Genomic DNA, 20,032 nt, shown 5'->3' on the forward strand with positions numbered 1-20,032 from the left:
GCCGCGCCGCATCGGTTGGTCAGGTCGCGGCGGTCCGTCCGGCGGCACCGCGGCCGGATCCACCTTGGGTGGTGAAATAGCCTGGGCCGCAGGAATATTACCCGTAATGGCGACCAGGATCAGGGCTGCGAAGATCGCGGCGGCCCGGGTGCACACCGGTTTCAGTGGCGAAGCCAAGTGAACAACCCCCCCAGCGCCGCGGCGGCCGGCAGCAACACGATCATGGCCAGTACCTCGAGCCACTCCACGGTCAACCGGATCAACGGCCTGAACCGTGTCGCGGGCACCAAAAGCGCTGCGGCCAAACCTAATGCGGCGAATGCCACCACCAGCGCGGCCGGCCAGACCAGGGCGGCTTCGAGACCCCTGGGCCCGGCCAGCGCATACTTGACGACACCGGCGCACACCGCCGCGCAAGCGCCACACACCAGCGCGACGGCCTGGTATTTGGCGGCGAATCCCCGGCCCTGGGTGATGAAGATGCCCACCACGAGACCGGCGACCAGCACCGCCAACCACGCCCAGCGGCGACCCGGCGTCAGCACCCCCCACACCGCGACGGGCAGCACGACCGACACCCCGACGCACAGGCCGACCTGAATCGCGTTGACCAACCGCGCCGAGGCGGCGATCGCGGCGCCGCGGGCGGTGATGTCGGTGAGTTCGTCGTCCTCGTCCTCGGTTTCCTTCCCGCTGACCGGCGACACCGTGTCCACGGGCATGCCCTCGCGGCGAGCGAATAGGTCTCGGCCCGTGATGGATCCGAAGTGCGGCGGCCGCACCCTTGCCACCCACAGCGCGATTGTCGGTGCCATCCGTACCAGCACCAGCAGCCCGAACAGCACGCAGATCGCCAGCACCTGCGCCGATACCGGCCGAAACATCCGGGCGGCGGCCACGGCGGCCGCGATTCCGCAGACCGTCACCACCGCGGTCGCCGCCGCGGTCTGCCAGCGCTTGCGCGTCGCGGCGCTGATCGCGATGGCGCCCAGGATCACCACCACGAGCCCGATCAGCGCATGCGGCGCACCGAGCCTCCCGGGCGGCGCGCACGCGCCCGCCACGGCGACCAAAAGCACCGTGAGCCAAGCGAATCCGCTGAACATATCGCGCCGCTCCGGCCATCCCCGAAATACGACGACCGATGCGACCGCGAGGAGCGCCCCGACCCCGCCGGCGACGGCCGCGGGGACCAGGCCGTCGGTAAAGGTGCGCTCCCGCAAGGTCAACCCGACCACGACGCCGGCCGCCATGGCAGCGATCGCGATCGCCGTATGGGCGGCCGTCAACGCGGTCACCGGTGCGAACATCCGGTCCCCGCCGTCGCGGCTCAGCCACTTGCCCATCGCCGCCAGCGCCGTCGACAACGACTCGTACTGCGGCTCAAAGGATTCCCCGTCGACCCGGGGCACCAGCACCAGCGTGTCGCCGTCTTGGACGCCGAGCTCGTCGAGGCTCTTGTTGATGTCCAGGCGCACGCCGTTGACCTTGTGCAGCTCGTAGCTGCCCGGCGGCAACGCGACCCCGTCGAAGCCCTTGCGTTTCAGGTCGTCGCTGAGCAGTTCGACCATGCCCTCGAAGAAGCCCTCCACCGGCGTCCCCGCGGGGAAGACCTGGGAGCACAGGTGCCTGTCGTAGGAGATGTTGACCGCACACCGCGCCGGGAAGGCGACCTTGTGGGGCGAGGTCACTGCTGGGCCCTCTCGGCACCGGCATCGGGCACGTACTTGTCGGCCAGCGCGGCGGTGATCTCGAAGAGCCGCAACCGCGACTTCTTCTTCAACTCGTGGACCGTGTCGATGATGCCGCCCTTCGCCAGATGGGGATCGAACGGCATCACTTCCACGGTCGCGCCGACCTTGGTGAACCGCTCGGTCAAGTAGGCCAAGGCGTCCTTGTCGACGGCGCTGTCGGTGTGGTTGATGATCACGGTGCTGTGCGAGACCAGCTCGTGATAGCCCTGCGCGCTGAGGAAGTCGATGGCGCGCAACACCGGCCGGGAGCGGTCCGCGGTGATTCCGGATACGAACACCAGGGTGTCGGTGTTGTCCAGGACGGTCTTCATGACCGGGTGTTCCAGGTCCGGGGCGGTGTCGACCACCATGACGTTGTGGGTGCGCCGCAACCGCGCCAGCACCCCGGCGAACATCGCCGGCACCAGCGGCCGGGGCTGGTCGGACGTCCGGTTGCCGGCCAGCACGTCGAGCCCGACCGCGTTTTGCCCGAGGTGTTCGCGGATGTCCGCGTAGCCCTGGACGTCGGTGTCGTTGATGATGGCGGTGTAGTCGCCGGGCGGCGACTCGTCGATGCGGTCCGCCAGGGTTCCGAAACCGGGAACCGCATCGATCGCGATCACGTTCGTCGGACGGCACTCGCGGAAGACGCCACCAATGCACGCGGCCAAGGTCGACACCCCTACCCCGCCCTTGCCCGAGACCAGCGTGATGACGAACTGCCGCCGAATATGCCGCCGGATGCGCTCCTTTAATTCGCGATAATGCCGCTCCCTCGGTGATTCCCCGAGGTTTATATTGCGGAAAGAAATGTTGTAAATGAATTTTCGCCAACCGGAGCCCGGCGGTATTTTTCGGGGTGCGGCTAAATCGGTAATACGCATTGTGTCCGATACCGAATCCCGGTGGCGCGCCGCTGGCGGTTCCCCCCGCCCAAGCCTCTCTTCGTCGTACATATTGGGGTCATTCCAAGAGGTCGTCACGACCGCCAACTCTAACATGATTTGGGATAGCCCGTTTCCGCGATCAAGCCCGCGAAGTGCATTACAAGCGTGCCGGGTTTGCCATTCCGATGATTGGTTGTAACGCGTCTTTTGCGGCGTTGTCAGACCACGCGCCGGTAGGAGTACCACTCCTCGCCGGCGGGCAGGCTTTGGATGAGCCGCTGCACGGCCGCGCCGATGTCGCTCCGCGACCCCGGCGACAGAACCTGGTATCGGCGTCCGCCCGACAGCACGCTTTCCACGCACACCCGGCCGGCCATGGTGTCCATGATCGCGACCGACGAGTCCGCGATCGCGAAGCGGGCCGTTTGTTCCGGTCCCACGCCGGCCTGCACCGCGACGATGGCCGCGTGCGCCGAACGTTCCCGATCGGCCGCCATGGTGAGGATGTGCAGCTGGTCGACATCCAAATGCTGCTTGAGCAGAAACGATTTCAGGCTGGCGGCGTCATGCACCGACTCCAGTAACTCCGCAGTATCGAGGGTCACCGGCCGCAGTGGCGCCGCTTCGGCGACCCCGCAAAGCCGTTCGATCTGACCCACCACCAGCTCGGTGGCCGTGGCCGCCTCGCTGGCGGTGCCGGCCGGATACAGCCGTACCAGCTCACCATGGCGTTCCAGCACCACCCACCAACTGGCGAACCGGCAGATCGCCGCGCGCGTCGGCTCGCGCCCGGGCACGTTGATCAACACCAGCAACCCGAGGTCGCGCCGCAACAGTACGGTCATCCATTCGCGGATCATCGGGTCGGCATTGCCGGTCTCGTCGAGGGCTCCGCATGCTTTGAGTTCGGCGACGACCGGGTGACGCAGCGCCATCTCCGGGGTCTCCAGCCGGGGCAGCAGCGGCCGGAGGCCCAGCTCGGGGCACAGCTGCTCGACCCCGGTCACCGCCTGCAACACCCACAGGCCGTCGAGTGTCGTTGTCAGCAAGCCACATTCACCTCACCCGGTCGCCGAAGGCAGGGCACATGGGGTGTCGGTGCCCCGCCTCGGTCGCCGCTCAGCGGCACGAACGGTCCCGCTGGGCAAGGGATTTCAGAACAGACCGTGGATTTGCTGGTCGGTGCTGAGCGCCGCGTCGAGCACGTGATTGGTCGTCTGACCGTGCTGGCGCACCGTGTCGATCAGCCCCTGCAGCCCGGACAGCATTTGGTATTGGGCGTCGAAAAAGCCCGTCGCGCCGTGGCCGGCGAAATATTCCTGCAGTGCATTGGTCTTGTTCGCAACGTCTTCATGAATTGCGTGGAGTTGGCCGGCGCGAGAACCAGTGTCCGTCGCGAAGTCTGCGACGGGGCCGGGGTTATAGGTGATCATGTCGTCCATGATGAAGTTCCTTTCGAAATCTGAATAAGCCTGGAATTACTACGCGTTGTGGGCGGCGCCGCCGAACAAGGATTGGAAGGCCGCCTGGGAGTCGGCCTCATGGCCTTCCATCAATGCCGCGGCCTGAGTGAGGCCCTCGGCCAGGCGAGTGCCACCCATCAGTACCTTGTTCAGGTCGTTCGAGACCTCGGCGGCGGTCATGTGGGAGGCGACGACACCCGCGCCCGACCAGGTTGCCGGGTTCATCACGTTTTCTTGATTAGCCAGGTAGCCCTGGGCGATAGCGATCGCCTGCTCCATATTCGCTTGGATGTCGTGGCTGGTGCTGCGCAGCAATTGCGGTGTCACCTTGATTGTCACTGCGATACTCCTTATCCGGTTTGGCGTGTCCCCTTTTGAATCCCCTTTTTGACCCCGGGGGCATGGGTCGAAGTGTATGGGCGCTATTCAGATGTGTCGATTCACCCGCTGAGCAGGCCGTTTTCAGACGGCTTCGTCGACGACGCGCACAGTGGACGGCTGCTCGGACTTCTTCTGCGACCCGCCGTGGCCGCCCGCCGCGTGGCCCACCGGCATGCCGCCGACACCCGTGCCACCCGTCGTCGTTGTCGTCGTCGGGGGCCGCAGCGATTCGGCGCCCAACGCCCCGCTCGGACGCAGCCCCACCGGGCGACCGCCGCTGCCGGGCTCAAACGCGCTGACCGGCCGGGTGAAAGTCGTCGCCGGCACGCCCGAGCCGCCGAGCGATGCCCCTCCGCCACCGGCGCCCACAGCTGCGCTTGGCGCGGCGGACACCGCGCTGACAGCCGAGGCGGGTGTCGCAGCACCCGCGCCCAGTGCGCCGGGGTTGGCGAACATGCCCATCATCGACTGCAGCGGCTGCATCGCACTCATCGGCGCCTGCATCAGCTGCGACGGCGCCTGCAGCGCCTGCGGGACCGCGCCCATCATCGACTGCAGCGGTTGCATGAAGGTGCCGACCTGGCTGCCCACGTCCTGGCCACTCGATGCGGCCTGACCGGCGCCCGTCGTGCCGGACTGCGCGCCCTGCAAGGCGGAACGCATTCCATCGCCGGCGGCGGTGTCGGCGGCGGCCTGGCCGATCGCCGAGGCCGCCTCGGCCGGGGCGGCCGGCGAGGCGCCCATGGTGGCCAACGGCGGTGGGATGGCCAGGCTTTCGGCCAACCCCGCGAGGATGGCGCCATAGCTGGCGCCGGTGGCGGAGTTGTTCGGCCACATCACCCCGTAGTACTCGAACTCCAGCGAGCCGATGCGCGGCGTGAGCGCCCCGAACACGAGCGGGTTGATGTGGTAGTCGGTGGCACATTCGACACGGTTCGCGGTGCACTCGGGCTCCGGGCGCATCGCGGCGTTGGCGGTCTCGTAAGCCGAGACGGCCGCCGAGACGATTCCCGGCTTCACATCGACCCAGCCGGCCAATCCGTGCAGCGACGCGTTCAGCGCCGTGACGCTCGCGGCCGAGCCCACCGATCCGGCTCCCACCCAGCTTGCTGAGGTCACGGCGGTGTTGATCGCCGACGCAACACCAGAGGCATGGTGACTGGCGCCCACGGCGGTCCAAGCCGACCCGTTGGCCAACATCGTGGCCACCCCTGTCCCCAGCTTGAGCAGGAGATCATTCACTTCGGGTGGACGCGCCGCCCACCCCGGATCAGGCATATGCGCCGCTTACAGGCCGAGCGTCAAGGCGCGCGCCGCCTCGGTGGCGGTGTAGACGCATGCCGAGATGCTCTGCGTTCCGGCGAACAATCCGCGCTGCAGCGAGTGCTCCTGAACCACGCCCAAGTAGGCGCCCCCGCACGCGTTCAACGCTGTGGCGAACAGAGCCGAGTCGGGGTCATTGCCCATCGGCAAGGTGCCCAATAGCGCGGGCGCGGCAGCCGCCGCCGCTGATTCGACTTCTGCGCTGATCGCCGATTCCGCCCCGGCTGACGCCAAAACAGCCTCGGGCTGCACAGTCCACGACATAATTTCCCTCCGAGCGTTCCCGCCGTCGCATGATCTGCGAATGATCGGCCAGTCTAGTAGCTGCCGAACAATCGCGTATTCAAAGCATTATCTTCGTATCCCCGCCCGAAACAAATTGCGTCTCACCAGCATGTTCGACCCAATTACACTTGCGTCGAATTATTGCCACTTGCGGCGCAATGGGCGCGATAACCACTCCTGTACCGTCAGTCACTCGGCCGCGGACAGTGTGTGGCGCAACTGAAATCGCCGTTTTCAGCGGCGGCCGGCTTTTGCAATTAATGCATCGTCGCCAGCAAACGCTATTGCGTGGCGGCAATTGACGGCAACCCAACCAAAATCCCCTCGACGTCGGCTTCGTCGCTGACCAATAATCCGCGCCCCGGCGGCAACATCTGAGCACGAACAAGGCGATTGATCTTGTTCTGCGGATCGTTGTCCATATAAAGCTGCGCGACCTTCGCCGACGTCTGATACCTCGACCACGGGTCCATCTGCAGCGTCGCCCAGTTGGTGCTGTTACGGGTTGTGAACACGTGCAGGCCGATCTGCCGGGCACGTTCCATCAGCATCCACAGCGCCGCGCCCACCGGCGGCGTCGCCGGGTAGCTCTGCGTCTGCGCCGGCCGAAGGTCTTGGACGTCGTCGATGAGCACGAAATGCCGGGTTCCCTCCCACGGCTTGAGCGCCCGCAGCTCCTCCTGGCTCAGGCCCTTGGGAGGAAGCCGCGGGAGCAGCACCTCCTGCGCCAATTCGGTTAGGACTCGGTCGATCTCGTCCTGGTCGTAGGCGTAGGCGCGCACATAACCGGGGGCGTGCAGATCCCGTAAGCCGTGCGGGGCGGCTTTGGGGTCGATCAGCGTCAGTTGGGCCTCTTCCGGGCTGAACCGGCTCATCACCGCCTCGCCGATGGCGACCAGCGAGGTGCTCTTGCCGCAACCTTGCCTGCCCAGAATCATCAAGCCCGGGCTCTCCGACAGCCGGAGGGGAACGGGACCCAACTGGTGGCGCTCGCCGATGGCGAACGCGATCGACAGATCGTCGGCACCGGCATGGGCCGCCAGAATCGCACTCAGCTCAACGCGGTCCGGCAGCCGCTGCAGGACCGCGTGCTTCGTGACTCCGGCGACCTCGGCAACGCGCGCGCCGACGTCGGGGGTGTCCACCACGGTGCGGGTTGCCGGATCGACCGCCATGGGAAGACCGACCAACAATTCGTGCAACGAGTCCGTGAGGCCAAAGCCGGGGCGGTTCAACGTCCGACGGGCCGCTTCGCGCGACTCGATCGCCGAGTGGCCCATTTGACTCTCGCCCGGCTCGGCCAGCCGCAACTGGATTCGCGCCGTGGCGTTCTGCAGCAACTTCTGCCGCTGCCCGTGAATCCAGCCTCCCGCGCTGCACATCACGTGCACCCCGTATTCGGGACCGCGGCTGCTCAACGAGATGATCCGATCGCCCAAGACCATGTCTTTGGTGTAGAGGTCGTCGTAGTCGTCGACCACCACGAAGACATCGCCGAACGGGTCATTCGGGTCGGTCCCGCCCAGTCCGTCGCTGCCCGGCCCGAACCGTCGCTCGCGGAACCCGTCGAGGTCGATGTTGGCGCGCCGGAATGCGTCCTCGCGGGCGTCGATGAGCGCGTCCATGCTGCTCAGGATGCGCTCGATGCCCTCGGTGTCCCTGGGCGAGACGATGTCGGCGATATGCGGCAGCGACCCGATCTGGGCCATGGTCGCCCCGCCGACGCAGAAGAACGTCACCCGCGACGGCGTGTACATCATTGCCGCCGAGCACATCAGCGTCATCATCGTGGTCGTCTTGCCGCGCTGCTTGGCCCCCACCACGATGATGTTGCTGCGCAACGCGTCAACGGAGTACACCACCTGCTTGGACTCTTCGGGGATGTCCATGATGCCCACCGGGAAGACCAGCCCGGGGTTTTGACCGTAGTCGACATGCCAGGGTTTGCCGCGCCAGCCCGACACCAGGGCGTCGACGGGTTCGGGGTGCTCCAGCGGCTCCAGCCAGGGGCGGCGCGGCGCCCGGTGCGGCACCGTCTGCAGCGACTCCCGAAGCACGTCCACGATCTTCTTCTTCTTGAAACCATCCTCGTGCAACAGGAATTCGTCGGGTTCCTCGTCGGCGGCCGAAGCGGCCTCCAGCGCCGCGGCGTCTGCCTCATCCAACGGCTGATACTGCCAGTTGTAGAGCCGGGGCTGCGTCAGGGTCATGTCGACGGTCCGGACCACCTGGCTCTTCTTGGGCACGATGAACGGCGCGGACAGGTAGAAGCAGCGGAACGGCTCCAGGTCGCGGGGACCGACCTTGAGCAGCGCAAAGCCGTTTTCCTTCGAGGGCAGGTGGTAGGCGGCGTCGGTGCCGATCACCTCGCGGCTGTCGTCGCCGGATTCCGCGCGCAGCGCGATGCGAAATGCGATGTTGGACTTGACCTTCTGTAGTGACGACAGGTCCAGCCGTTGACCGCCCAGCATGAAGAAGACGTTGGCTCCCCGGCCTTCCTGGCCGATGTGGATGATCAGGTTGATCCACTTATCGTGGTTGGCGAACAGCTCGAGGTATTCGTCGACGATGACCAGCAACACCGGCACCGGCGGCAGGTCGCGTCCAGCCAACCGGATTTCCTCGTAGTCGTTGGCGTCTCGCGCGCCAACCGAGGTGAAAAGCTCGTACCTTTGCTTGATTTCACCGTCGATGACCCGGCGCATCCGCTCAGCCAGGTGCCGTTCGTCCTTGCCGAGGTTCGACAGCGCGGCGACCACGTGGGGGATTCCCAGGATGTCCTGGGCCGCCGACTCGAACTTCATGTCGACGAAGATGACATTGAACGTCTCGGGTGAGTGCGTGAGCGCGATGCCGTACACCAATGACAGAAAGAATTCCGATTTCCCCGAGCCGCTGGTGCCGATGACCACCGAGTGAAAACCGAAGCCGCCGAAGTCTTTTGCGCGGATGATCACGTTCTGCAACTCGCCATTGGGCTTGGCGCCAACCGGGATCTCGCACCACCGCTCGTCGCCGCGGCCACGTCGCTCGGCCCACAGCCGGTCGACATCCAACTCGCGCGGGTCGCTGATTCCCAGCGCTCGCAGGAGTTCGGCAGCGCCGCTGGTCGAATCGGCGATCTCGGCGCTGCTCGTCGGTGACCACCGGGCCATCGAACGCGCATACCGGTAGGCCCGCGGGATCGACAGCTGGTCGGCGTGGGCGAAGAACTTGCCGCCGGTGCGCAGGAGCGGCGCCGGGCGGCCGTCGTCGTCCTCGACGCCGTCGCCGTTGCGGCGGGCCTTGGCAGCGGTGTCGACGACCGCGGTGTGCCGTTCACTCATCTCGTAGAGCTGATCGCGGTCGAACCCAACCCCGATGCCGGGCCGAGAAGCAATGCGCAGCACCGTGATTCCGGCCTTGCCGACTTGGCCGACAACACTCTCCCATGCCTCCGGGCTGCCGGTGTTGTCGTCCACGATCACCCAATGCGGGCCGAGGTCGGACCCGGCGTCGGGTTGGCCCGTCTCCAGGGTGGAGCCGAGGGTGGTTGGACTGGCCGCCGCCAGCGGCGTCCATTGGCCGCGCCTCCCCTTCATGTGCAGCTCGGCGCCCAGTGCCGCCTCCAGCTCCTCGGGTGTCGCGAAGACCAGGCGGCGCCACCCGCAGGCGTCGAACAGCTCGTCGTGCAGGTTGTGCGGTAACCACACCATCCACGACCACAACTCCGGGTTGCGGGTGACCACCATCAGCTTGACGTCGCGCGGGTTGTGGAACACCGCCAGCGAGCACAGCACCGAGCGCATCAGCGACCGCACGCGGTTCAAATCCTCACCGACGAAGCTGAAGCCCGGAGCTGATCGCAGGTTAACCACCTTGGCGATGTCGCGGATCTTGCGTTGTTCCAAGATGAAATCGCGCAGAGCCTGCCCGGTGACCGGCTCCAGTTCCTCGTCGGAGGCAATGTCGGGCCACGTCACCGACAACACCGAATCCGGGGCGTGCTGCACACCGGTGCCCAGTCGGACCTCCAGGAAGTCAACGTCGCCGCGACCGCGCTCCCACATCCGTGGACCGCCGATGATGGCTCCCAGCCCGCGGGGGGCCGAATGCACCGATTGCTGCCAGTGGCGCTGCGCGCATACCGCGGTCTGGATCTCGTCGCGGTTGCTGTCGAGGTCGCGCAGGTAGCGGCGGCGGCCCTTTTCCAGTTCTCCCCAGGTGATTTTGCGCGCGCGTCCGAGCCTGCCCGAAAACGCCAGCATGCTGAACGCGCCGATGCCCATCAACGGGAAGAACCCGGTCGACAAGCTACGCACCCCCGAGACGTAGAGCATGACGATCGTGCCGATCAGCGCGACGATCAGCGCCGGCACGCCGATCATCACCCAGATGTTGCGCGGTTCGCGTTCGGGCAGAGCTATCGGCGCATTCGGCGCCACCCGAACGGGTTTCGGCGGCTGGATCTTGACACGATTGATGGGAAACGCTCTCTTCGACACCTTCTAGCCTCCCGCCCTTGCCGATGTCGTCACCACGGTCGCCTGACCCGTCGCCGGCACCGTGTCGCGCGCCACCAACGCCGCCTGTTGCGATAACGCGGGGCCGGCGGCAAAGGTCCGCAGCAACGGCCACGGCGCCTGCACTGCCATCCTGGGATCCAGGCCCAGTGCGCGCAGGGTCGAATCGTCGGAGGCGATGCCGAACCGCACGCCGTTGTCGGCCACCCAGAACAGCGATTCCCTTGAGTCGCTGGTGATCACGCCGCTCGTCGACGTCACGAAGTTGGCCGCTCCCGGCAGCACCAGCACCTGATTGGCCACGACGGATGTCGGGTCGCGGTCGTCACGGACCAGGCGCACGATCCGGTCGTCCATCGACGAGGGCACTGGAAGCCCGCGCCCGTTGTAGATGGCGACCCGGGCCTGCGGATCGGTCGACGCCTTCTCCCACCCGACGCAGGTGGTCGGATTCGCCGCGGAGTCAATGAAATTCAGGTGCCCCGTCGGGTAGTAATCCACCGTCAGTGAATTCACTTCGGGAATGTTGACGAGCACGTCCGGGGTGACCGTCCGCGGCGACGCCGATCCATAGGAGTTCGCGCTGCGGAGCAGATCGGCCACGAAGCCGCTGATCTTTTGCACCCCGTCGGTGAGCAAGACGTAGAACTGGCTGCCGCCACCGGCGGTTTGGGCCTGCAGGACCGCCCCGACCTGCGAGCCGGGCAGCCATTTCGACGGGGTTCCGGCCTCAGAGATCTTCGGTACGCGAAGCGGCTCCGTCGCCGGCATCCCGTCGAAGAGCGCGCGCGAGATCTCCACCGGCACAGTGACTCCCGGGTCCAGCCCCAGGCTCAGTGTGACTGCCCTGTCGGAGGGGTCGATCTGCGAGCGCTTGCCGCCCCAGACCACATACGTGGCGCCTTGAAACGTCGCCAGCAGCCCCGCGTCTTTGGCCATCGGGGCGGCGCGACCGCCGATGAGCTGTCCCGCGATCGAGGTCACGACCGGCTTGTCCGCGGTGCGCGGCCGGCCCGCCGTATCGCACACCGCCCACGCGGATGACGCGCCCCGGTTCACATGCATGGCCGCCGGCGCGCCCGGTATGCCGACCAGTGGGCCGGTTGGATACTTGGCGATCTCGGCCGGCTTCACCCATGTCGGCTGCCCGGCGGTGCCCGTCGCCAGCCGCGCCGAGGTCAAATTGAGCGCCGGATACAGCCGGCCTTCGATTCGCGCGTAGATCGCCCCGGATTCGCGGTCGCCGATAATCGCCGAATCCCCCACCACCCCACTGGGTTTGATCACGTTGAGCAGGACCATCCAGCCCGAAGCGATGGCCACCAGCACGACCGACAACACCAGGGCCGCCGTCTGCTTGCGGTCGTCGTGCTTCATCCGCACCGAGAATCGGGTGGTCGCCGCCCGCAGTCGGCGGTTGTAGAACAGGTGACCCGAATTCTGGTCGCGGTTGGATAAACTCAGCGGCATTGCTCAGTAGCCCCTCGGTCCGCGGCGGGGATCGGCCTGCTGGATCCGCTCGGACAGATCCGACGCGTCGACGGCGACGCCGTAACGGCGTTGCGCGTAGTTGATGAAGGCGCAGGCCTGCGCTACCAGGTCATGAATGTTGGCCGACGTGCCGCGCTGGTGATAGGCGGCGAAGGTCGGGGCGATGAACTGCCACGCGCCCTTGCTGGGCGTGCCCCTCGCGGCATTGGAGTCCCAGTCGTTTTCGGCGTAGGCGTCGTAGTTCGACTCACGGCGAGCCACCAGATCCATGCCGCGTTCCCAGCGGGCGCGGGCCATCGGATCGTGAATGCCCTTGATGTCCAGGGCTTTACGGATGGCTGTCAGGACAGCGGCGCGGCCGCTGCCGGCGTGGCCGGGGCTGTATCGCAGGTGCCGCAGTCGCAGTGCCAACATCCGCGCCCGCGCCCGTGCCCGCACGATGTGCCCGTGCTGGTTGCGCAACCGTCCGGCCATCCGAGCCATCGCCTCGCGGCGGCCAAGCGGCGTATCGGCCGCCGGCACTGCGTCGGCCATCGCCGCGCGCATGTTCAGTCCGGTCGCGGTCCTTGCGTGGACGCGGTCGGCGTGAGCCGTCGCCAGGATCGCGTCCAGCGACCGATCCGTCTCGGCCAGCTGGCGCAGCCTTGCCGCCGAGGTGGCCGATCGGGCCGTCGTCATCCCATTGGTGTAGGCGTGCAGGCGGGCGGGCGTATCACCGACGCCGCGACCGGTACCGTCGCCGGCGAAGAGGCTGTGGCCCCGGGACAAGGCGGCCACTGCGCGCGTCATCGCAGGATCATTCAACGATTCCCCCACCGTAATTCCGATCGAAATCGGCCTGCGCCTCTTCGCGCAATGCCTCAAAAACCATATTGAGTCGGTCCATCAACTCCCGACACGAGTATGACGTCACCACGTGAGGCGCCAACGACAGCCCCGTCAGCCGCCCGTCTGAATTGCACACCGCATATACGTCACCAACGTCGGCCGTAAATGTCACCGACTCCTGGGCGGCCAGAACCGCTTCCCACTTCTCGAAATTCGCCTTTAGGTCCGCCAGGACCTGGTCGACCAATGCCTTATCCGCCGCCGCGTTCGGGCGCCCCTCATCCGTACCGGACACCTCAGCCACAACTCCGATAACCTGTGGCCCACGAGTCGGCCTTGGTTTGCCCGCCCCGATGCACACCTGTCCCCGTGCCGTGTGTCGCTGCCACCGCGAATGATAATGGCCGCACGATCATGACATTACTGCCGGTCGCGAGGTGCGACCACTCAATCTTGAGGGTGGTATTAGTGGCCGCGATCGCGTCGAGGCATTTGGTTTGGGAATGCAATTCAGCGCCGAGAATTAGCGTTTTCAATGTTCGGTGCGGGCCGAGCGCTATTCCTGCGGCTCTTCGTCGGTCGGAACAATCACAATCCGCCGGTTCGGCTTGGCAACGACGGGCGGTTTGCCGTCAGCGGACTTCGTGACGGGAACACTCGGCGGGACTGTCAAGCGACCCTTGACCGGCTGACCGTTGGGAATCCCCGGCACGGTCACGCGCTTTTCCGCGGGCTTGTCCTTGCTTCCATCCCCGCCCGCTCCCATGGCGCCGGGCATCATCGGCATGCCGGTCATGCCCATCGGACCGGCCTGCGGCGTCATGCCACCGGTCTGCGTCACCGCGACCGGCTTGGCCGACGCCGCCGCGGGTGTGGTCGGAGGCGACGACGACGGCACGGGTGGCGGACCCATGAATCCGGTCGGGGTAGTGCCACCGCCTGCGCCGACTCCCCCACCGCCGCCGCCAAGCCCGGCGTCGCCGCCACCAGCGCCACCGAAACCGGGCTCTTCCGCGGACATATCGGTCAGCGCCGCCGCAGCCTCGCCGCCCTTTGCCGCCCCCATCAGCGGCTGAATCGCGCTCTGGGCGGCCTGCATCGCCTGTTGTGGAAGCTGCGTGAGCGGCCCCATGACGCCGCCCAGCGCGCCGGTGAGCGAACCCGCGATTCCGGAGGCCATCTGAGGGATCATTTGGGCTAACTGCTGGAACTGCTGCGAGGATTGGGCCTCGTTCTCCGGAAACTTCTTCGCGGCGTCGAGTGCATGGGCACGACGATCCAGATCGCCTTGCACGCTGGACGCTTGGTCCGCACTTACGCCGAGATTTCCGGCGGCCGCGAGTCCGGCTTGGGCGCCGTCAGCCGGTGTACTGGCTCCCGGAGGAAGACCATTCGGCATTATCGGCGGCGGCGACTGTGGCGCCCCGGCTATCCCGGCGAAGTCCGCCGGACTTACCTTGAAGCCCCCGCTCATGGTCGCACCTCAAACCCCTCACACCGCGGCCACACGAGCCGCGTAGTTGTGAGTCGCATGGTAAATCCCCCGACGGTAGAAGGGTAGTCACCCCAGCTTGGGCGAAATCGCCTGGTACCACGCTACGTGGTAGTGCGCGAGCCATTCGTGGCCTTCGACAAGGGCCTGTACCGCTGCCAAGAGCATCCCGTCGGCCGCGCGCGACACGTCGTGAAGATCTTCCAGCGCTTTGTCATACGCGGAACGCTGCTCGTGCTGCAACGCGTCGACCTCGTTCTCGGTGACTCCTGTTCCCCGGGTCGCGGCTTGCGCCAGGGTCTGGGCGATTCGGGGCAATCCGTCGCGGCGGCGAATGGCCTCAACCAGCGTTGGACCCAGCTCTTCCACTTCCGGTCCGGCGCGCGCCACCCGATCACCGGTGAGGGGCGGGTCATCCGGTCCTGGCTTGGTGATGAATCCGTGGGCCTTATGCACTGCCGCGGCGGTGACGGCGCCGAGCAGGTCCACCACGTCGGCGTCGGACCGGCGAAGCGCAGGCTCGAGTAGTCGATTCACGCCGACGGGGATTTTAACGTTCGGCGGGATCCACCCGCACCCAATGCTGCCGACCAAAAGCGTTGTGCCGTCGTCTCGCAAGCCGACGGCCCAAGACAGACCTGGGGCCTGCCGAGCCACCGAGTCCACGAGGCGCTGCAGCCTCTGCTGTTCGGCGGCCCGGCTCGATACGTCGCCAGCCAAGGCACCAGTTGCCGCCGACAACGCCGACGCGCCCGCCGGCGTCGCCACACTGCCCGCGGCCTGCGCGGCGGCGCTCCGCTGGACCGTCGACATCAACGGGCTGCCCGCCGAAGGCGACGTCGATGGCGAGGGCGCGACGGGTGCTCCGGAAACCGGCGTGGTGGGCGCCGACATCGTCGGTGGGGTCACAACAGGGGGGCGCAGATCGGAGCCGTAGGCGGGCAACGGCCCAGCTGCGACTGCCGGGGCTCCCGTTACAGGAGCCGCCGGTGCCGAAACTGGCATCGGTGCGGCGACCGGTACCGCGCCGCCGGTCGGGGACTGCGGTGCGCTGGCGGCAGTGGCGGCCGATGTGCCCGAACCATGGTCCACCGCAGCCGATTCGATGCCGCCCGCCGCAATTGTTGGAGCTACCGGCGGCACGACCGGCGCCTGGGCCGGTTGCGCCGCCGACGCCCCCGTCGCGTTCATCAAACCTTGCGACAAGTCGTGGGCGCCTGCTGCCGCGGGTTGACCGGTCATCATTCCTTGGGCGAACGATTGCCCGAGCTGGTTCGGTGAGAGCCCACCGAGGCTGGCGGCCGGAGAGAGTCCGGACCCTCCAGGTACGGGCGAGGTCACTGCAGGAGCACTCGGGATATGCCCACCACCAACTCCAGGGCCACTATTTGGGATGCTCGAAAGATCGGCTCCATGGCTACCGCCACCAGCACCAGGCGGGCCAGGGGCGCCGGCACCCACTCCTCCACTACCGCCGTGCACTCCGCCACCAGCACCGGGCGGGCCGGGACCGCCACCCATTACGCGATTGCTGACTCCATGCACACCTCCACCAGAACCCAGCGGGCTTCCATCACCGCCTGCAGCTTTGACCGGATTTTCAGTACTCTGCCCCTGACTGCTCAGGAAATCTTGAGGAGACATTGCCATCCCCTCGGCAGTGAGGATTTTTTGCACCGCGTCCATAATTGTCGAGACTGCCGCAGCAGACTTGTGAGCGGCAAAGCCATTAGCCTCAGTAATAAGCTTCTCAATTTCCGCGGCCTTCACAGGCGCGAGCTCCTTTGAATTTTCGATATTGGTGATCCGCTGATTGTAGTCGTCAGCTATCCCTCTAAGCCCTTCGCGTAGGCTATCTATCGCATCCGCGCCCTTGTCAAAGGCGTCAGTCTTCGCCTTGTATTTTTCGGCTAAATCTAAATGATGCTTTTCTCCCTGCTGGAAGCGCTGGATCAGATCGTCAGCAGTATGTCCTTGGTTGTGTGAGCTAAATTGAACCCATTGACGACGCAATTCTTGAGCATACTGTTCTTGCTGTTGCTGCTGCGACCCCCAATGTGCAGCACTCGATCTGAGGGTCGCAGACGATTGCGGCCACCACGCACCGATGAGTGCCAGCGTATATTTCCCAGGTGGCACGTCGCCTGCCATAAACTCCCCTCCCCACGTCCAGACAGCTATATCGCCCAGCAAATCACCAAGTGCACCGTCATCGCAATTTCCAACGCATCGGATGCGCTTATTGACAGACGGCGGCCATGGCAGAGTCCGCGCGCTTCGCTTCGTCGAGCGTCATCTGATAAAGGGGCGATGCGACATCCGTATCACTACTGACAGCATTAGACGTCCGATAGGCGGAAGCTAGTGCCCGCGCAACATCTCGATCGTGTGCACTTAGCGCTGGGTTGGCTGCCGCAGCGTCTAACATCCCTGCCCCGTTAGCGAGCGAGATGCGCGCGAGCGCGGTGTCAGCGGAATGCGTATCAGCGTTCACGGAGCGAGCCGCTAGTTGATACGCCGAACATAGCTCTTTTTTGGCGCTCGCGACTTGGTCGGGTGTAAACGTCGGCGAAGGCGTCACGGCGGTCGGAGCCTTTCCAGCGCTACTGGCCGTCGGCCGCATCAGGGCGATGATGCCCACGACAAGCGCCGCCACTGCGATGAGACCGACCACAACCAGACCTACAGCAATGCCGCCATTAGAACGTTGCCTGCCGGGCACCGGTGGTGTGCACTCGGCCATCGGGGGTGGATGAGGATTCATCACCTCTTTGAGGCTAGTCGGATGCGCTCCAATGTCACTTCAAGCCGCAGTCGGCGGCGGCCTTGTCGAGTACCGAACTACGCGGGCTCATTCAGCTAGCGCGACGCCACGCTGTAGATCACCCCGCCGGACCGCGATGGCGGTGCGCACCCGTCGCGGGACGCAAGAGTTCGGGGTCGACTAAACGGCCCAGGCCGTATTCCCCGCGATGGCGGGCCGTCATGCCGTCACGCTGCAGCGCATCGCCGTGACCGGAAACCACGTCGGAGATGCTAAACAACGACTCCGACCCGTCATCGAAGTAGTGGAGATGGTCGTTGACCGGGTCGATCCGGTTGCCGGGCACTTCGGCTTTGAACCGGGTGGAGCCGTAGCCGTCGACGGCTGGATCGTTGCCAAGCCCTCCGAAGCTCACACCGATGAGTCCGGGGCCGGTCACCTGAGCCGGCAACCAGGTGACCGCATCACCCGACGCCGCGCCGACGTAGAGGTGCCCGCCGTGTGGCAGATGGAAGTCAGCCGCCGAATGCGCTAGGTCGGTGCCTGGGGATCCGACCAAAACCACGTCGTTTGCGTGCATCCCATAGGCCGCCGCCGCATCCGCAACGAGGGTGGATCCGTAGGAGTGGCCGACCACCGTCATATGGGTTGGCGCGCCTTGGTGGGTGACCGCCAGGGCGTTGACGTCGGCGGCCAGCACTTGCGCACCATGCCGGGCCATCTCCACTTCCCGAAGACCGGGATCGAACCAGTTGTTCGGGGCGTCGTAGCCAATCCAGGTCACCACCGCGGTCGGGTTGCCCCAATCGGCGCGGACGGACTCCTGATACAGGCGCAGACCCTCGACCTCAGCCAGCGTCCCCTCCCGCACTGACGTGGCTGCCCCCTTCACCAAGACCGCCGTGTTGGCCGCCGTGTCGGGATTGCCTATCGCGATGGCTGCGGCCCCGTCACCGCCAAAGACCTCGGGCCGGTACGTCAACAGAAAGACGTCCGCGACGCCACTGGAGGCCTCCAGGCCCTGTCGCGCGCGAAAAGCGTTGGTGTAGCGGCTGATTGCGTCAACCGTCAGCCCGTATTCGACGGGTTTGGCCAACACGTCGTTGACGTCCACGCCCCGCGACCTAGCGAGCTCCTCCACGCGACGAAGGTCGTCGTTCATCACCGCTTTATTCACGCGACTTCGCACGGCGACGGGGATACCGTTGAGGTTTCCCAGCTCCGGAGGGTGCTCGGTGATCAATCGGCTCTGCTGTTCACCGTTCAGCGTTTCCCACCACCGGTTGACCTCCTCGGCGCTCGTTCCGGGCGGCGGAATCTGAAGCGCCTCTTCAAGGTTCGCCGGGGCATCCACCGTGTGAAGAACCGCTGGGTCGTAGCCGTCGGTGCGCAAGGTGGTCAGCGACCTCTGCAGAAACTGCGAGTAGCCGTCGCGTCGAGATCGGAGCTCACCCAACGCGGCCGCGGTGTCGTCGACGGCCTGCTGCTCCAACGCGCCGATGAGCGCATCGAGCGCGAGTCGATCGTCCGACGCGAGCCGGCTGTCGTTTTCGAGCGAGAGGGCTTGGCCGAGCAGCTCATCGATCCGTCGCAGTCGCGTCTCCAACGAAGAGATCACCACTGCGCCAGCGGATTGCGCCTCGGCCAGTGCGGCCGCGACGCCTTCCAGGTCCATCGCAATCTTTCCCAGCTGCAATGACTGGCCACCGAGCGACTGCGCCGTGCGGCGCACTTCGACAGAGTCATTGATCGGGTGGTCGCCGGCCACCCGATTCCAGGACGCCTCGAACCGACGGCGCGCCGCATCGAACGCGGCGGCGGATTCGGCGGTGCAGCGGCCGGCGTCGTGAAACGCCTGCGCCAGTTCGGAAATCTGCGCCGGCCGCCCGACCTGGAGGCTGGTGTCAATGGCCCAGGGGTCGCCCCCGGCTTCGGCAATCAGGTGCGAACTGCTGATGTATCGGAAGTCCATCGCACCGCCCGCTCTTCGGCGGCGTTGCGGTCATCCATGTTGGTGAACTCGTCGGCGGCGTAATGCGCCTTATGGCCGAGTCCGGTCAGCGTCTGCTGGTGGTCCTGCAAGGCCTCGACGTGTCGCCCGTGCGCGGCGGTCACCGCCTCGTGAAACGTCTCGGCGGAGGCAAAGCCGCCGAACATCCCGGCTGCCAGCGGTCCCCGCGACAGCTGATCGGCCCCCTCCTGCGCATGCCCGCCGGCGCGGTGCGATTCGTTGGCCCCCGAGTGCAGCAAGTCGGTGTCGACGAACATCGCTACCCCCTCCCAGCCGGTGCGCAGCATGACCTGGTGGCCAAGCTAGTAACCGCCCGGTTGCGGGTCAATTCAGTCATAAGGCGCTCGCCCCGTCGGCCAGACCGTCGCCGTCGGCATCGGTCAGCTTGATGTTCCAGTGCCCGTCGCCATCGGAGTCGACGTACCCGGTGATAACCCCCTCGTCGGCGCACAGCACCCGATCGGCCACCCCGTCGCCGTCGCTGTCGAGCAATCGGTCGTCGGCCTGACCGTGCCCGTCGAAGTCGACCAGCGGCCCTCCGGTGTGCTCGACGCCGTCGAGCCCGAACCACCGCAGCTGCCCGCCTCGATCGAAGGCGACCCCCCACGTCCCCGAGCCGTCGTCGGTGAAATACGCCTCCGGGGCGCCGTCATTGTCAAGGTCGAGGACGGCGTGGTCGGCCATTCCGTCACCGTCGAAATCCGCCAGCGCGTCGTCCTGCATGCCGTCGCCGTCGAGATCCAACTCGATCGCGTCGAGCCGGCCGTCGCCATCCAAATCGAGGTTGGGCTGGCCGTTCCAAATGGCCGCGGAGCCATCGTCATTACCCAGGCAGTAATCCATGCCTTCTCGGACGCTGGGCCAACCTAAGG

At 66.2% G+C, this 20,032-nt stretch carries 18 protein-coding genes; 1 reads left to right on the forward strand and 17 read right to left on the reverse strand.

Annotation, left to right across the window (positions count from 1 at the left end; all coding sequences use genetic code 11):
* Positions 1–161: 161 nt before the first annotated feature.
* The 13 genes from eccD to A5706_RS34420 all read right to left on the reverse strand — a co-directional run bounded on the left by eccD (position 162) and on the right by A5706_RS34420 (position 15,051).
* The gene (gene eccD, locus A5706_RS19360; RefSeq protein WP_082964495.1) at positions 162–1,691 is read right to left on the reverse strand and encodes a type VII secretion integral membrane protein EccD; all 1,530 of its coding nucleotides are present in this window, start codon (positions 1,689–1,691) and stop codon (positions 162–164) included.
* Positions 1,688–2,716, reverse strand: coding sequence for a MinD/ParA family protein (locus A5706_RS19365; protein WP_156766702.1), 1,029 nt, complete (start codon positions 2,714–2,716; stop codon positions 1,688–1,690). Before A5706_RS19365 ends, eccD begins: the two co-directional genes overlap by 4 nt.
* Positions 2,717–2,838: 122 nt before the next feature.
* A complete protein-coding gene (locus A5706_RS19370; protein ID WP_068133863.1) occupies positions 2,839–3,669 on the reverse strand; it encodes an ESX secretion-associated protein EspG in 831 nt (276 codons plus the stop codon).
* Between the two features lie 105 nt (positions 3,670–3,774).
* Positions 3,775–4,062 (reverse strand): WXG100 family type VII secretion target, encoded by a 288-nt coding sequence (locus A5706_RS19375; RefSeq protein WP_068109320.1) that lies wholly within the window; start codon positions 4,060–4,062, stop codon positions 3,775–3,777.
* Between the two features lie 39 nt (positions 4,063–4,101).
* A complete protein-coding gene (locus A5706_RS19380) occupies positions 4,102–4,428 on the reverse strand; it encodes a WXG100 family type VII secretion target (protein WP_142282202.1) in 327 nt (108 codons plus the stop codon).
* Positions 4,429–4,545: 117 nt separating this feature from the next.
* Positions 4,546–5,742 carry a PPE family protein gene (locus A5706_RS19385; protein WP_068133866.1) on the reverse strand — a complete coding sequence of 399 codons (1,197 nt, stop codon included), beginning with the start codon at positions 5,740–5,742 and terminating at the stop codon, positions 4,546–4,548.
* A gap of 9 nt (positions 5,743–5,751) precedes the next feature.
* Positions 5,752–6,051 carry a PE domain-containing protein gene (locus tag A5706_RS19390; RefSeq protein WP_068109327.1) on the reverse strand — a complete coding sequence of 100 codons (300 nt, stop codon included), beginning with the start codon at positions 6,049–6,051 and terminating at the stop codon, positions 5,752–5,754.
* Positions 6,052–6,353: 302 nt separating this feature from the next.
* Positions 6,354–10,556 carry a type VII secretion protein EccCa gene (gene eccCa, locus A5706_RS19395; protein WP_068133869.1) on the reverse strand — a complete coding sequence of 1,401 codons (4,203 nt, stop codon included), beginning with the start codon at positions 10,554–10,556 and terminating at the stop codon, positions 6,354–6,356.
* 3 nt (positions 10,557–10,559) lie between these two features.
* Complete coding sequence (eccB, locus tag A5706_RS19400; protein WP_068133872.1) at positions 10,560–12,044, reverse strand: type VII secretion protein EccB; 1,485 nt, start codon at positions 12,042–12,044, stop codon at positions 10,560–10,562.
* 3 nt (positions 12,045–12,047) lie between these two features.
* A complete protein-coding gene (locus A5706_RS19405) occupies positions 12,048–12,854 on the reverse strand; it encodes a transglycosylase (RefSeq protein ID WP_082964496.1) in 807 nt (268 codons plus the stop codon).
* A 7-nt stretch (positions 12,855–12,861) separates the two neighbouring features.
* On the reverse strand, positions 12,862–13,197 hold the full coding sequence (locus A5706_RS19410; protein ID WP_369831910.1) for a DUF2710 family protein: 336 nt from the start codon (positions 13,195–13,197) through the stop codon (positions 12,862–12,864).
* 252 nt (positions 13,198–13,449) lie between these two features.
* Positions 13,450–14,367 (reverse strand): hypothetical protein, encoded by a 918-nt coding sequence (locus tag A5706_RS19415; protein ID WP_068133874.1) that lies wholly within the window; start codon positions 14,365–14,367, stop codon positions 13,450–13,452.
* Positions 14,368–14,454: 87 nt separating this feature from the next.
* The gene (locus A5706_RS34420; RefSeq protein ID WP_231985361.1) at positions 14,455–15,051 is read right to left on the reverse strand and encodes a DUF5631 domain-containing protein; all 597 of its coding nucleotides are present in this window, start codon (positions 15,049–15,051) and stop codon (positions 14,455–14,457) included.
* On the opposite strand from A5706_RS34420, the gene A5706_RS34425 reads away from it, so the two are divergent.
* Entirely contained in the window at positions 14,966–15,322 is a 357-nt protein-coding gene (locus A5706_RS34425; RefSeq protein WP_082964498.1) for a hypothetical protein, read from the forward strand. The two genes, A5706_RS34420 and A5706_RS34425, sit on opposite strands and share 86 nt — an antisense overlap.
* A 400-nt stretch (positions 15,323–15,722) precedes the next feature.
* Here A5706_RS34425 and A5706_RS34430 read toward each other — a convergent pair whose 3' ends face one another.
* The 4 genes from A5706_RS34430 to A5706_RS19440 all read right to left on the reverse strand — a co-directional run bounded on the left by A5706_RS34430 (position 15,723) and on the right by A5706_RS19440 (position 20,003).
* Positions 15,723–15,902, reverse strand: a complete 180-nt coding sequence (locus tag A5706_RS34430) for a hypothetical protein (RefSeq protein WP_068133882.1) — start codon at positions 15,900–15,902, stop codon at positions 15,723–15,725.
* A 1,365-nt stretch (positions 15,903–17,267) separates the two neighbouring features.
* Positions 17,268–19,121, reverse strand: a complete 1,854-nt coding sequence (locus A5706_RS19430; RefSeq protein WP_068133886.1) for an alpha/beta hydrolase — start codon at positions 19,119–19,121, stop codon at positions 17,268–17,270.
* Positions 19,088–19,417 (reverse strand): DUF2563 family protein, encoded by a 330-nt coding sequence (locus tag A5706_RS19435; protein WP_068134010.1) that lies wholly within the window; start codon positions 19,415–19,417, stop codon positions 19,088–19,090. Before A5706_RS19435 ends, A5706_RS19430 begins: the two co-directional genes overlap by 34 nt.
* 76 nt (positions 19,418–19,493) lie before the next feature.
* Positions 19,494–20,003, reverse strand: coding sequence for a pullulanase (locus A5706_RS19440; protein ID WP_068133890.1), 510 nt, complete (start codon positions 20,001–20,003; stop codon positions 19,494–19,496).
* Positions 20,004–20,032 lie beyond the last annotated feature (29 nt).

The sequence above is a fragment of the Mycobacterium sp. E796 genome (genome assembly GCF_001672815.1).
In the GTDB taxonomy this organism is placed as follows: Bacteria; Actinomycetota; Actinomycetes; order Mycobacteriales; family Mycobacteriaceae; genus Mycobacterium.